Annotated in this window: 13 protein-coding genes; 5 read left to right on the plus strand and 8 right to left on the minus strand. The window is 67.9% G+C overall.

The genetic code is table 11. The features are described from left to right. Positions 1 to 5: 5 nt before the first annotated feature. From PGN37_RS01800 to PGN37_RS01830, 7 genes are read right to left on the minus strand one after another with little or no spacing between them, the layout of a single operon-like run. Positions 6 to 1,310 carry an alpha-glucosidase/alpha-galactosidase gene (locus tag PGN37_RS01800; protein ID WP_335329305.1) on the minus strand — a complete coding sequence of 435 codons (1,305 nt, stop codon included), beginning with the start codon at positions 1,308 to 1,310 and terminating at the stop codon, positions 6 to 8. Further along, positions 1,307 to 2,251, minus strand: a complete 945-nt coding sequence (locus PGN37_RS01805) for a DMT family transporter (RefSeq protein ID WP_335329306.1) — start codon at positions 2,249 to 2,251, stop codon at positions 1,307 to 1,309. The genes PGN37_RS01800 and PGN37_RS01805 overlap by 4 nt, the downstream gene beginning before the upstream one ends. After that, entirely contained in the window at positions 2,248 to 3,240 is a 993-nt protein-coding gene (locus PGN37_RS01810) for an N-acetylglucosamine kinase (protein ID WP_335329307.1), read from the minus strand. The genes PGN37_RS01805 and PGN37_RS01810 overlap by 4 nt, the downstream gene beginning before the upstream one ends. Beyond that, positions 3,240 to 4,373 carry an SIS domain-containing protein gene (locus PGN37_RS01815; protein WP_335329308.1) on the minus strand — a complete coding sequence of 378 codons (1,134 nt, stop codon included), beginning with the start codon at positions 4,371 to 4,373 and terminating at the stop codon, positions 3,240 to 3,242. Before PGN37_RS01815 ends, PGN37_RS01810 begins: the two co-directional genes overlap by 1 nt. Next, positions 4,370 to 5,689 carry a D-tagatose-bisphosphate aldolase, class II, non-catalytic subunit gene (locus tag PGN37_RS01820; RefSeq protein WP_335329309.1) on the minus strand — a complete coding sequence of 440 codons (1,320 nt, stop codon included), beginning with the start codon at positions 5,687 to 5,689 and terminating at the stop codon, positions 4,370 to 4,372. Before PGN37_RS01820 ends, PGN37_RS01815 begins: the two co-directional genes overlap by 4 nt. Beyond that, the gene (locus PGN37_RS01825) at positions 5,689 to 6,237 is read right to left on the minus strand and encodes a class II fructose-bisphosphate aldolase (RefSeq protein ID WP_335329310.1); all 549 of its coding nucleotides are present in this window, start codon (positions 6,235 to 6,237) and stop codon (positions 5,689 to 5,691) included. The genes PGN37_RS01820 and PGN37_RS01825 overlap by 1 nt, the downstream gene beginning before the upstream one ends. Further along, the gene (locus tag PGN37_RS01830; protein ID WP_335329311.1) at positions 6,119 to 6,559 is read right to left on the minus strand and encodes a class II fructose-bisphosphate aldolase; all 441 of its coding nucleotides are present in this window, start codon (positions 6,557 to 6,559) and stop codon (positions 6,119 to 6,121) included. The genes PGN37_RS01825 and PGN37_RS01830 overlap by 119 nt, the downstream gene beginning before the upstream one ends. A gap of 133 nt (positions 6,560 to 6,692) precedes the next feature. On the opposite strand from PGN37_RS01830, the gene PGN37_RS01835 reads away from it, so the two are divergent. The 5 genes from PGN37_RS01835 to PGN37_RS01855 all read left to right on the plus strand — a co-directional run bounded on the left by PGN37_RS01835 (position 6,693) and on the right by PGN37_RS01855 (position 11,555). After that, positions 6,693 to 7,472 (plus strand): DeoR/GlpR family DNA-binding transcription regulator, encoded by a 780-nt coding sequence (locus PGN37_RS01835; RefSeq protein ID WP_335329312.1) that lies wholly within the window; start codon positions 6,693 to 6,695, stop codon positions 7,470 to 7,472. A gap of 15 nt (positions 7,473 to 7,487) precedes the next feature. Beyond that, on the plus strand, positions 7,488 to 8,576 hold the full coding sequence (locus PGN37_RS01840; RefSeq protein WP_335329313.1) for a GGDEF domain-containing protein: 1,089 nt from the start codon (positions 7,488 to 7,490) through the stop codon (positions 8,574 to 8,576). A 75-nt stretch (positions 8,577 to 8,651) separates the two neighbouring features. Beyond that, on the plus strand, positions 8,652 to 9,230 hold the full coding sequence (locus PGN37_RS01845; RefSeq protein WP_335329314.1) for a TetR/AcrR family transcriptional regulator: 579 nt from the start codon (positions 8,652 to 8,654) through the stop codon (positions 9,228 to 9,230). Between the two features lie 123 nt (positions 9,231 to 9,353). Continuing rightward, on the plus strand, positions 9,354 to 11,153 hold the full coding sequence (locus PGN37_RS01850; protein WP_335329315.1) for an acetyl/propionyl/methylcrotonyl-CoA carboxylase subunit alpha: 1,800 nt from the start codon (positions 9,354 to 9,356) through the stop codon (positions 11,151 to 11,153). 87 nt (positions 11,154 to 11,240) lie between these two features. After that, positions 11,241 to 11,555 carry a hypothetical protein gene (locus tag PGN37_RS01855; RefSeq protein WP_335329316.1) on the plus strand — a complete coding sequence of 105 codons (315 nt, stop codon included), beginning with the start codon at positions 11,241 to 11,243 and terminating at the stop codon, positions 11,553 to 11,555. Here the strand turns inward: PGN37_RS01855 and PGN37_RS01860 are convergent. Further along, positions 11,552 to 13,057, minus strand: a complete 1,506-nt coding sequence (locus tag PGN37_RS01860; RefSeq protein ID WP_335329317.1) for an Ig-like domain-containing protein — start codon at positions 13,055 to 13,057, stop codon at positions 11,552 to 11,554. The genes PGN37_RS01855 and PGN37_RS01860 overlap by 4 nt on opposite strands. Positions 13,058 to 13,247 lie beyond the last annotated feature (190 nt).

Consider the following 13,247-nt stretch of genomic DNA (forward strand, 5'->3'; position numbering starts at 1 on the left):
ACTCCTTAGTGGTGGGTTCGCAACGATTCGGGCAGCAGATCTGAATGCGCCGCGGTCAGTTCGTCACACAGATCGACGATCTGATCGACGCTCAGCGACGCGGCGGTGTTCGGGTCGACCATCGCCGCCGCACGTACCAGCCGAGGGTCGCCCTCGATGGCGGCGCGCACGGTCAGGTCGACGGGGCCGAGGAAGTTCCGATTCAGCGCGGCGCACTGCGCGGGCAGGTCGCCCACCGCCATCGGGTGCGCGCCGAGCGAGTCGAGCAACGTGGGGACCTCCACTGCCAGCCCGTCGGGCAGGTTGGCGATGTAACCGGCGTTGGCGATGTTGGCCGAGATCACCCGCGGTGTCCCGGTTTCCAGCGAATGGATCACCTGCGGCGCGTATTCGGTGGAACCGGTGTCGATCGGCAGCGTGTCGGTGTCGGCCAAAGCGGCACGCATGCGGCGGTATTCGGCCACGTTCGCCTCGCTGATCGACACGTACTCGCCGATGTTGATGCGCAGCCGGGCCACCTCGTCGGGATCGTGCAGATACCACGGCACGTATTCGCTGCTGTGCTCGCTGGTCTCGGTCGGGTAGTACCCCAGCCGCCGGTACATGTCGACCCGCACCCGGCGCTGGAGCTCCGGGTCGGCGGCGATGCGCTCGTCGAGCAGCGGATAGAGGTTCTGGCCGCCACGCTCCCAACGCAGCACCCACGCCTGGTGGTTCACTCCGGCCGACCAGTAGGACACCTCGTCGTAGGGCACGTCGATGACGTCACACAGGCCGACCATCGTCCAGTACACCGAATGGCAGAGCCCCAGCACCTTCAGGTCCGGCGCCACCCGGTGCAGGTAGGTCACGTTCATCGCCATCGGATTGGTGTAGTTGAGCAGCCATGCGTCCGGGCACATCTCGGCCATGTCGGCGGCGATGCCGGCGAGCACCGGGAACGTCCGCAGACCGCGGAAGATACCGCCGACGCCGATGGTGTCGGCAATGGTCTGGTTCAGGCCATACTTCGCGGGGATCTCGAAGTCACGGACCGTCGCCTCGTGCCCGCCGACCGCGATCGTGTTGATGACGTAGTCGGCGCCGTCGAGGGCGCGACGGCGATCCGTGGTCGACACCACCTCGGGCTGGGCACCGGCCGCGCGGGCGGTCGCGCGGGCGATCGCCTCGGCCGTCTCCAACCGTTCGTCGTCGATGTCGTGCAACATCACTCGCACGGAACCGAGTTCGGGGAACGACAGGATGTCGCCGAGCAGCTCACGCGTGAACTCGACGCTGCCAGCGCCGATGATCGCGATCGTCGGTTTCACGGACGGGTGCCTTTCGTGGTGGGTTCCAGCACGGCCGCGGTCGGCTCCTCACCGCGCTTCTCGTCGGCGTAGACCATCAACGTCGATCCGACCAGCGCCAGCACGATGCCGATGGCGCCGTACGGGCTGGGCAGCGTCTGGTAGGCGATCAGCGACACCACGATGGTCAGCGCGGGCGCCAGGGCGTTGGTGGTGGGTGCGACGATCGAGGCCTTGCCGCGAGCCAGTGCCATCACCAGGAACAGCGCGCCGACGGCGTTGAGCAACTGCGTGCCGGCCGTCAACAACGGGGCTTTCCAACCGAAGTCGAGCGGCAGGCCACCCATCGAGAAGATCGCGACCGGGATCAGCGCGAGTCCGCTGATCGCCATCCAGCCGAACGTGGTGGCCTCGTTGACGCCGAGCGTCGCGGTCTTGCGCATGAAGTAGGCCTGCACGCCCCACGCCACGCAGATCACGACGGCCAGCAGCAGCCATGGTCCCGTCGACGCGTCGGAATCGCTACTGGTGATGCTGAACAGCACGATCGCCGCGAGGGCGCAGATCAACCCGACGATCGCCAGGCCGCGAATACGTTCCCGCAGCAACACCATTGCCATCAGCACGGTGATCGCCGGGGAGATCGACACGATCGGGAAGATCAGGTAGGCCGGGCCGATCGTCAACGCCTGGAACAGCAGCAGTTGGCCGCCGGCGCCGGCGAGACCGATCAGCAGTCCGTAGATCGTGGCTTCCTTGCGGGTGTCGAACCGCTGACCCTTGAGCGCGAACGCGGCGGGGATGATCATGGTCAGCGCCCAGATGCAGTAGATCATCTCGTCCGGGTAGCCGTACCAGTTCGCGGGCAACGCGGAGAACGCGCCCCATACCCCCCAGAACAGGATCAGCAGGGTGGCGTAGAAGATCCAGCTCCGGGCCGGCTTGGCGGTAGTGTCGGTCATGTTGTCACCCTCTCGGATGTGGTTGCCGTCATCGACAATTCGGCGATCGCTGCAGTGCTCAACGAGTGGCCGCTGTGTTTGGCCGCGTACAGCGCCGCACCGACCGCAGGGTCGAGCAGCGGCTGCCGCAGGTCGTAGTGCGCGGGCAGCGCGCTCAGCGCTGAGGTGAAGCCCGCAAGGAGCAGGGGGTCGGAGAACATGCCGCCGGAGTACGACACCGGGACCGTCTCGTCGTCGGTGAAACCGACCAGCGTGCGGGTGGTTTCGATCAGTGCGACGAGTTCGGCGACGGCGTCGTCGAGGATCTGCCTGGCGGCGGTGTCGCCGTCGCGCGCGGCCTGGCAGACCGTGGTCGCCAGCGCAGCGATCTGGCTACGGCTGCCCTTCCAGGTGTCGATGACCAGGCTAACGACGTCGAGGTCGCCGCCGATCTCCAAGCGCGCCGTGAGCAGATCGTAGAGCGGGCCTCGGGGCATGCGACCGTCGCTCATCCGGCTGAACGCGTTGAGGCCGCGAGTGGCCACCCAGTAAGCCGAGCCCTCGTCGCCGAAGAGCTCACCCCAGCCGCCGACGCGGTGCCCGACGCCCCGGCGCTCGCCGTAGGTCATCGATCCCGTGCCGCTGATCACGTTGATGCCGTCCTCGCCGCCGAGCGATCCGGCCCAGCCGCACACCATGTCGTTGTCGCAGCTGTAGCGGTCGTGGCCCAGGACCCCGGCGGGTACGGCGTCCAACGCCGCGATGTCGCCGCTGGCCTCGCCGTAGCCGGGCAGGCCGAAGAACGCGGCGTCGATCCCGGCGGGGTCGATGCCGGCCTGAGCACAGATGTCGGTGATGCCCTGGGAGAGAACGCGTTCGACGACGTCGAAGCCGTCGTTGAAATAGTAGGAGGTGGGTGCGGTGGCGCGGGCCAGCACGTGGCCGGCGTCGTCGATCAACGCGAACGCGGTCTTCGACCCGCCACCGTCGACTCCGAGATAGCGCGCCATCACCGGGCTCCGGCCATCGGGTAGATGGTGACACCGCGGACGACCCGGCTCACTTCCCCGGACGGGAACGGATTGTCCGGCGTCTTGCCGTAGTCCAGCGACGTGAACAGCGCGAGATACTGGCCGAACACCAGATACGGCAGCGCAACCAGCGCGTCGGGCAGCTCGTCGAGGCCGGGCAGCACCAGCGCGTCGCCGTACTCCTCGGCGATCGGGACGGCGCTGATCACGCGGACCGCATCGGCGCCGAGCTGGCCGCGTAACTCGGCGATGATGTCGAGGTCGTAGCGGCGCGTGTAGGGGTCGGTGGACACGTAGACCACGGCGAGGGTGTCCTGGTCGAGCACCGACTTCGGGCCGTGACGGAAGCCCAGGGGTGAGTCGAAGTACGTGACCACCTCACCGGCGGTCAATTCCAGGAGTTTGAGGGCTGATTCGCGTGCCAACCCCTCCAGCGGCCCGCTGCCCAGATAGACGAAGCGCTGCTTCTTGGCCCGCGCCAGCGCGCGGATGTCGTCCTGCAGGCCCGCCACGTGTTCGGCGGCACGCGACAGCGCCTCGACCTGGTTCGGCTGAGCCGGACCGAGCATCAGCAGGCAGGTGAGCAGCATCGAGGTCAGGCTCGAGGTCATCGCGAAACCGGAGTCATTGGTGCGGTCGGGCATGTAGACCACCAGCGAGTCCGGCCGGTCGGCGTGCGCGCGGCCCAGCTTGCCCTCGCGATCGCAGGTGAGCACCAGGTGCCACACCTGGTCGACCAGTTGATCGGCGAGCGCGGTGGTCGCCAGGCTCTCCGGGCTGTTGCCGCTACGGGCGAACGACACCAGCAGCGTGGGGGTTTCGGGCTCGAGGTGATCGAGCGGGCTGGCGACGATGCTGGTGGTGGCGATCGGCTCGACCCGGTGATGCAGATGGCGGCGCAGCAGCGGCGCGGCGATGTCCCCGGCGAACGCCGAACTGCCTGCGCCGGTGAGGATGATCCGCAGATCGGGGCGGGCCAGCAGGTTCCGCACGAAGGCCTCGGCGTGCTCGTCGGATCTGCCTGCCACCTCCCGCCACGCGTCGGGTTGCTGGCCGATCTCGAGAATGGTTGCGCCGCCGTCTTTCTGATCGGGCACAGACGTCTGGGTCATCGTGGGCTACCTCCGGGGTTGTCGGCGCGGCACGCGGCGGCGTAGGGCCGCAACGCGTCGCGGACGCGGTCGACCACCAGGGCCTTCGCGTCGTGGTCGAGCAGGCCGGCGCGGATGCGCTCGTATTGCAGGGGCAGGAACTGGCTGATCAGTGGGAGCGGGATACCGACGCGGTCGAGGTTGGCCAGCAGCATCCGCCGCGCGGCGTCGACCTCCTCGTCGGCCCAGTAGTAGCGCAGCCGGTCGCTGTAGCTGTAGCGCCGGGCAGTGCGCTGCGCAACGGGATCGCCCTCGTAGTAGTCCTGCCAGTACCCCGGCTCGGCGAGCATGCGCCGCTCGATCACCTCGATCAGGTTCGAACGCGACGGTCGCGGCAGCAGTTCGGTCTCGATCATCGCCAGCGCGAACAACGCCTCGCGCATCGCGAATGTCAGGCCCGGACCGACTTTCAGCACAGCCCAATGGTCTTCGACGAGTTCACGCAGCTGCGCCGGACGCTGGAAGTCGGTCGAGTGCGCTTCGAAGACGAGATGCCCCTCGTCGTCGAGCACCTTGCGGAGATCCGCGGTGGCGGCGTGCTCGTAGTCGATGACCTGGAGGTGGTCGAACTCGACGCCGGGCTGCACCACCAGCGCCATCACCCGCGGCCACACGTCGTCGTGGCCCACGGCGGCGAATGCGCGGCGATGCGCGGCCAGCGTGGCTCGCGCTGCGTCCGCGGGTGTCGGGGTGAGCCGGTCGAGCGTCTCGTGTGCACCACCCGGGACGGGCACCTCGGTACCGATCACGTACACCGGCGCGTCGAGGCCGGCGCGCCGCGCGGTGTCCTCGGCGATGGCCAGCAGCCGTGCACTGCGCTCTGCGACGATCTCGTCGGACAGCACGTCTGGGTCGTCGGCGCAGCGCATGCTGCAGTCGAGGTGAATCTTGCGGTAGCCCGCCGCAACGTACGCGGCGATCAGCGTCTCCGCGTTCTCCATCGCGACCGAGGCGTTCTCCCGCTGCCACCTGTTCGGACCGAGATGATCACCGCCGAGCACCACGCGATCGCGCGCGAATCCCTGCGCGTCGGCGATCCCGAACACCAGATCGCGAAAGTCATTGGGCCGCATGCCCGTGTATCCGCCGAATTGGTCGACCTGATTCGACGTCGCCTCGATGAGCACGAACCCGCCGTCAGCGGCGGCCTGAACGATCGCCGCCTCCAGCACGGTGGGGTGCGCCGAGCACACCGAGTACACCCCGACCGGCTCGCCGCCCTTGTGCCGCTCGACCGTGTCGGCCAGCCAATCGACCTTCAGCATCTGCGCGCCCATCAGGCCTGCACCCCCGCGACCACACGGCACAGATGCGCCACGGTCTCGGCCACGGCCTCGCGGGCCGGGACCAGATATTTGCGCGGATCCGTCAGTGCGGCATCGTCTTCCAGGACCGCACGAACCGCGCCGGTATAGGCGATGTTGAGAGCCGTGCCCACGTTGACCTTCCGGATACCGGCGGCCACCGCACCACCGAGGTTCTCGTCCGACACGCCTGACGATCCATGCAGCACAAGGGGAATCGACACCGCAGCGGCGATGTCGCGGATCAGCGCCATGTCGAGCTCGGCATCGCGCGTCGTCATCGCATGCGAGCTGCCCACCGCCACCGCCAAGGCGTCCACACCCGTCTTCGCCGCGAACTCTGCCGCCTCGCCGGGATCGGTGCGCGCGCCGGGCTCGTGGGCGCCCAGCACGCGGCCGTCCTTACCGCCCACCTGACCGAGCTCGGCCTCGACGTACAACCCCGCGTCGTGGGCGCGCTGAACGAAAGCGGCTGTCTGATCCACGTTCTCGTCGGCACCGAGATGTGCCGCATCGATCATCACCGAGGTGACACCGAGTGCGGGGCGCGGTGGCGACGGCCTCGTCGAGCAGAGCCGAATCCTGGATGTGGTCGAGATGGAGGGCCAGGGGCGCCGCCGACGCGGAGGCAATCTGCGCGCATGCCGCGGTGATCGGTGCGAGCGCCCCGCCGTGGAATCGCACGGTGTTCTCGCTGATCTGGATCAGCGCGGCGGCACCCGCCCGCTCGACGCCCAGGGCGATCCCTTCCGCATGCTCGAGGGTGATGACGTTGAAAGCCAGCACCGCGCAGCGGTTTTGGACGGCCGCGGCGACGAGATCGGAGGTGGACGCCAAACTCACGCGGTGTCCTCGTTCACCAGATGTGTGCGGTGCATCACTTGACTATGAGAAGCTCGCTCAGAACGCGCAATACCAATCGGTCAAACGATCAGGAAAACTGATCGCTCGCCCGTCGGACGCCCAGGAGTGCCGAATGTCGATCAAGCGCACCGACCGGATGCGTGAGGTGCTGTCGGTTCTGCGGGACCGCGGCGAGGTCGCGTCGACGGTGCTGTGTGCCGATCTGCGCGTCTCCCCCGCCACGCTGCGCCGTGACCTGGCCGAGCTCGAGGAGCAGGGCCTGCTGGTGCGCACGCACGGCGGCGCCCGAGCACTCGACCCCAGCGGCAGCGAGATCCCGGTTCGCCTGCGCGACCATCGCATGGTCGCGATCAAGCGCCGCATCGCCCAGCACGCCGCCGCCCTCGTCCCGCCCGGCCCGCAGGCCGTCGCCCTCACCGGCGGCGTCACCTGCGGCGAGGTGGCCCGCGCGCTGAAGGGCCGGCCGCACATCACCGTCGTCACCAACTCGCTCACCATCGCGGCCGACTGCGCCGTCGACGCACACATGAAGGTGATCGCGACCGGTGGCCTCGTGCGGGCCAACTCGCTGGAGGCGGTCGGCCCGATGTCCGAGCACGCGTTCCAGGTGATCACCGTCGGAACGGCGGTGCTGGGCGCCGACGGGATGTCCGCGGAGATCGGCGCCACCACCTACGACGAAGCCGAGGCCCGCACGGCGATCGCGATGGCGTCGAACGCCCAGCGCGTCGTCGTCGCCGTGGACGGATCGAAGATCGGCAACGTGACGCTGGCCAGGATGGTCGCGCCGGCGCAGATCCACCACCTTGTCACCGACGCCACCGCCGACCGCGAGCAACTCGACCGCATCGCCGCCGCCGGGGTGCAGGTGCACGTCGTCGACGCAGAGTGACGGCGGCGGGTTCTCGTGAACGCAGTCAAGAGCTGGTGGGCACTACCCGATCAGTACGACTGGTTGTCGGGCTATCTGCACGCTCGCCGTTTCGCCCGTCCCGTCCGCATCGGGATGGCGATGATCTCCGCCGCGGCCGTCCTGTTTCCCCTTAATGCCCTCTACGACCCGGGCCAGGTGCACGGCCGCATCTTCCTCGCCGTCAGCCTCGTCGTTGCGGCCCTGCATCTCGGCTGGCTGGTGCTGTGGCTGACGCGCTGGCCCACCCGCAACCAGTCGGTCGCCTACGGCCTGTGCTTCTCGGCCAGCGTCGCCGCGTCCACCTGGATCGCCGGCGTCCCCAGCATTGGCCTCGTCGGATGCACCGCGCTGGCACTGCCGGGCATCTACTTCGCGTTCTTCCATTCCAGCCGGCTGGTCGCCGTCAACCTGGTCATCGCGCTGGTCGTCGCGGGCATCCACTCCGCCGAATTGATCCGCGATGGGCAGGCGATCCTGGCCGCGTCGATGATCGTTCTCGTTCTGCAACTGAACGCCGTTGTTCCGCTGGTCTTCCAGATCGCCGTCCACGCACTCGGAATCGACCTCATCCAAACCGACCGCGACCCACTGACCGGCCTGTTCAACCGCCGCTCGTTCGAACGCGAAGTCGTCAGAGCCGTCCTCGACGATCCGCGCAGCGGCACCCACCTCGTCCTGGTGATGATCGACCTCGATCGCTTCAAAGCGCTCAACGACGCGAAGGGTCACAGCGCCGGTGATGACGCGCTCGTCTCGATCGGCCACGCGCTCACCGCCGAGATGCCCGTGTCGTCGGCCATCGGCCGGGTCGGTGGTGAAGAGTTCCTCGTCGCCGACATCGTCACCGCCACGCAGATCCCCGCCCTCGCCGAGCAGGCCCGCCATGCCGTCACCATGGGCAAGCACTCGCTGACGGCCAGCGTCGGTACGGCCAGCACAGACATCGCCGGCATCGACAGCACCAACATCGCCGACACCCTGCAACGGCTCACAGCGCAGGCCGACGTCGCGATGTACCAGGCAAAGCGTGCCGGCGGTAACCGCGTGCACCACCACCGCACCGACGGCCAACACGGGCGCTGAAGCACCTACTACTCGGAGGGGATCAGTAATGGCGAGCGGCAGACGCCGATGACCGCGGAGGGCCACACTGGTGAAATGTCGAGCTACGAGCCGGCACGGGGTCTCCGTCATCGCAAGAAGATCGCCACCCAGAGGGCCATCCGTCGGGCGGCGATCCACCTGTTCGAACAACGCGGCTTCGCCGACACCACCGTCGAGCAGATCGCTGCGGCGGCCGTCGTCTCCCCCCGCACTTTCTATCGCTACTTCCCCACAAAGGAAGCGGTGCTGATCTGCGACCAGGCCGAACCGGTGATCGCAATGTTCGAGCAGGCGCCCGCCGAGCTCTCCCCGGTCGCTGCGTATCGGTATGCCGCGACCGCGTACTTCGACAGCCTGAGCGACGACGAACGTCACGACACCATCGTGGCCCAGCACATGCTGTACTCCCTGCCGGAAGCGCGCGGAGTGCTCTATGCGGAGTACACGCAGCTGATCGACCTGATGACCCGCGCCCTTCGGACACGCCTGGGAGCATCCACAGACGAGGCCCACCGTCGCGTGATCGCAGGAGCGATCGTCGGGGTGTTGATGGCGGTCTCCCACGACGATCCGCTTCCAGAAGAGGCACTCGTCAAGGCGCTGGACATCCTCGAGTCCACGCTCGCCCCCTGAATTCGCTGCTGGTTACTGGCGGGTAAGGGACCGGCTCGCCGAGACTCAGATTGCGCCGCCTAAACTCCCCCGAGATACATTCTTTAAGACGCTCTTAGAAATGACATGCCATCAGGAGGCGCAGTGGCCACTCACGCCAGCTCAAAGATCTCCAAGGTGCTCGTCGCCAACCGCGGAGAGATCGCCGTCCGGGTGATCCGAGCATGCAAGGACGCCGGACTCGAGAGCGTGGCGGTGTACGCCGAGCCCGACGCCGACGCCCCGCACGTGCGGCTGGCTGACGAAGCATTCGCCCTCGGCGGGCAAACCTCCGCGGAGTCCTACCTGGTGTTCGAGAAGCTGCTCGACGCCGCCGCCAAGTCCGGCGCCAACGCCGTGCACCCCGGCTACGGCTTCCTCTCCGAGAACGCCGACTTCGCCCAGGCCGTCCTCGACGCCGGGCTGATCTGGATCGGGCCCAGCCCGCAGTCGATCCGCGACCTCGGTGACAAGGTCACCGCCCGCCACATCGCCGCCCGCGCCGACGCGCCGCTGGTGCCCGGCACCCCGGACCCGGTCAAGGACGCCGACGAGATCCTGGCCTTCGCCAACGAGCACGGCCTGCCGATCGCCATCAAGGCGGCCTTCGGTGGCGGCGGCCGCGGCATGAAGGTGGCGCGCACCCTCGAAGAGATCCCCGAGCTGTTCGACTCGGCCACCCGTGAAGCCGTCGCCGCGTTCGGTCGCGGCGAGTGCTTCGTCGAGCGCTACCTCGACAAGCCGCGCCACGTCGAGGCCCAGGTCATCGCCGACCAGCACGGCAACGTCGTCGTCGCAGGCACCCGCGACTGCTCGCTGCAGCGCCGCTTCCAGAAGCTCGTCGAGGAGGCCCCCGCGCCGTTCCTGACCGACGCGCAGCGCAAGGAGATCCACGAGTCGGCCAAGCGCATCTGCAAGGAAGCCGGCTACTACGGCGCCGGCACGGTCGAGTACCTCGTCGGCCAGGACGGCCTGATCTCCTTCCTCGAGGTCAACACCCGTCTGCAGGTGGAACACCCCGTCACCGAGGAGACCTCCGGCCTGGACCTGGTGCGTCAGCAGTTCAAGATCGCCAACGGCGAAGCTCTCGACATCACCGAGGACCCGACGCCGCGCGGCCACTCCTTCGAGTTCCGCATCAACGGCGAGGACGCCGGCCGCGGCTTCCTGCCCGCCCCCGGCCCCGTCACCCGCTACGACATCCCGACCGGACCCGGTGTGCGCCTGGATTCGGGCGTCGAGGCGGGCTCGGTCATCGGCGGCCAGTTCGACTCGATGCTGTCCAAGCTGATCGTCACCGGCGCCACCCGCGAGGAAGCGCTCGAGCGCTCCCGCCGCGCCCTGGCCGAATTCCATGTCGAAGGCCTCGCGACCGTCATCCCGTTCCACCGCGCCGTGGTCTCCGATCCGGCGTTCATCGGTGACAGCTCCAAGTTCGACGTGCACACCCGGTGGATCGAGACCGAGTGGAACAACACCGTCGAGCCCTTCACCGGTGGCGACCCGATCTCCGAAGAGGACACACTGCCCCGCCAGACCGTCGTCGTCGAGGTCGGCGGCCGTCGCCTCGAGGTGTCGCTGCCCGGCGATCTGGCGCTCGGCAACGGCGGCGGATCGCCGTCGGGTGCCATCCGCAAGAAGCCGAAGCCGCGCAAGCGTGGCGGTGGCGGCGGAGCGGCCGCGTCGGGCGACTCGGTGACCGCGCCGATGCAGGGCACCGTGGTCAAGGTCGCGGTCGAGGAAGGCCAGAGCGTGGCTGCCGGCGAGCTGATCGTCGTGCTGGAGGCCATGAAGATGGAGAACCCCGTGACCGCCCACAAGGACGGCGTGGTGACCGGCCTGTCCGTCGAGGCGGGCGCCGCCATCACCCAGGGCACCGTCCTCTGCGAGCTCAAGGGCGAGTGACGTCCCTCGGCGAGCGCGCGTGTCTGCACGCCCTCACGCGGCGCGTCGCGTGCGTGAGCGCGCGCTCGTCGCTCAGTCACTGAGCGCATGGAGCCCGTCGAGATCAACGCCGGCGCGTGGTACTTACGCGCGCTGCGAGCCGACGACCGCGTCGACGACCGGCCCGCGCTCGCCGACCTCGGTGAGCACCGGGCCGACTACGTCGAGCACGCCCTGGCCCATTGGGAGTCAGAGACGCTGTTCACCTGGGCCGTCTGCGAGCCCACGACGGGCGAGCTGCTCGCCGAAGTGACCCTCGACCCCGCTAGTCACGCCGTCGCGACCCGCGCCCGCCCCGGCCACGAGCAGGCAGCTCAGACCGGGGCTGACGCGGTGGCGCGGTTCGCCGACGCGATGCTCTAGCTGATCGGCGCAGGCCGCAGCGTGAAGCCGATGTCCTGCAGAATGCCGTACTCGATCGGGCTGATGTACCGCACATCGTGCCACCCCGGCCCGGGACTCTTGTCGTTCATCAGCTTGAAGTCGTCACCGGAGAACACGAACCGGTCCAGGTGAGACGGTGATCCCGACTTCGAGAGCGGGATCGGCTTGCCGCCGTAGGCGGCGATAGCATGCGCACCGCCGAAGTAGGCGCCGCCGTTGAGTCCGTCGAGGTAGTCCTGCGCGTCGGGTCGGAGCTTGCCGTCCGCGCCGAACAGGGAAGTCCCGTCCGCGGTGGTCAGGAAGCTGTCGTAGACGGACCAGTAGCTCAGGTCCGAACTGGCCAGCGAGTACATGCCGAACGAGTGGAGGAGCTCGTGGCGCGCGGTGTTCTGGAAGTCGTACTCGTCGTCGGCGACGACATCACCGGTCGCCCATTTCCAAGCGAAGTTCCAGTTCATGAACGCCTGGATGGCGCCGTCCTCCACGTCGACGCCGGTGAGAACCTCGTGCTGGATGGAGGTCTGCAGGAGACCGGGAGGTTCGGTGAAGGCCGCCAGAGTATCGGCGTTCACGAGGTAGTCGGGATCGTTGATGGCGGTGAGCTCGTAGGAGAGGACGATCGGCGTTCTCACGACCAAGAACCCGGCGATGTAGTCGGCTGACCGCTGGAAGGCCGCCTTGCGGTCGGGTGTCCATTCGTCACCGACCCAGGTGAAGTCATACGTGATGGCCCGGTGGTTGATCACCGATTCGGCGCGGGTGGCGCCCGGGCGGAACCAGTTGAGCAGGTTGACGTGCAGCCCGAGATCTCTGGCGGCGACGACGAAGGTGTCCACGCCGGTGAAGCCCTCGCCCGGCGTGTAGGTGTAGGAGCCGTCTTTGTCGACCGTCACCGAGCCCGTCGACGGCCCCTTGACCAGCCGGTACCGCAAGCGGTCGCCATCAGGATCCTCGGCGCCGATCGTGCCGCTGATCGGCCCGTCCATGACGCCGGTGACCTGGACAGGGTTGACGGTGGGTGCCTGGTTGAAGAACGTGCGACGGGTGGTGGCGAGCCTCTTTTCCAGCTGCTCCTTGCGCTCATCGCTGATCGGCCTGTCGTCGATGCGTTCGAGTGCTGCGGCGGTCATCTGGTTGATCGCCGCCGCGGCCCGCTCCTGCCGAGCCTTCCTGGGACTCTCGGCAGGCTCATCCGACGCGACCTCGGCATCGGTGTCGGCATCGGTGTCGGCGCGACGCTTGTCGGCGACCCGCTGCTTCCGCGCCTCGGCCTTCTCGGTTCTCTCCGCCCTCGCGGCCCGTCTCGCTTCGCGCGGCGACGACGGGCCCGCTTTCTCACCCGCCGACGCCGACACCGATGTCTCGCCGGAGTCCGCCGCTGCCGATCCGATTTCGGGGCCGAGCAACGCGAAACCCAAGAGCCCCGCACCCACCCCCGCTGACGCCAAACCCAGCCGAACACTGGCACTGACAGCACTCACCGACAAATCCCCCCTCATCCCGATGTAGGAGGAACTGTACAGCTAACTGTTAGCTCGTATACAGATTTGAAGTGAATTCGGAAGTTGTTAGCAGTCAGCACTATTGCCGGAGCATGTGTCGATCACACCTGGCATACAGCAAATAACATCAGGCAACCCGGCGATCAGCGACTGACTTGCCCGTCAATAC

The sequence above is a fragment of the Mycobacterium kyogaense genome, assembly GCF_036946525.1.
Taxonomy (GTDB): Bacteria; Actinomycetota; Actinomycetes; order Mycobacteriales; family Mycobacteriaceae; genus Mycobacterium; species Mycobacterium kyogaense_A.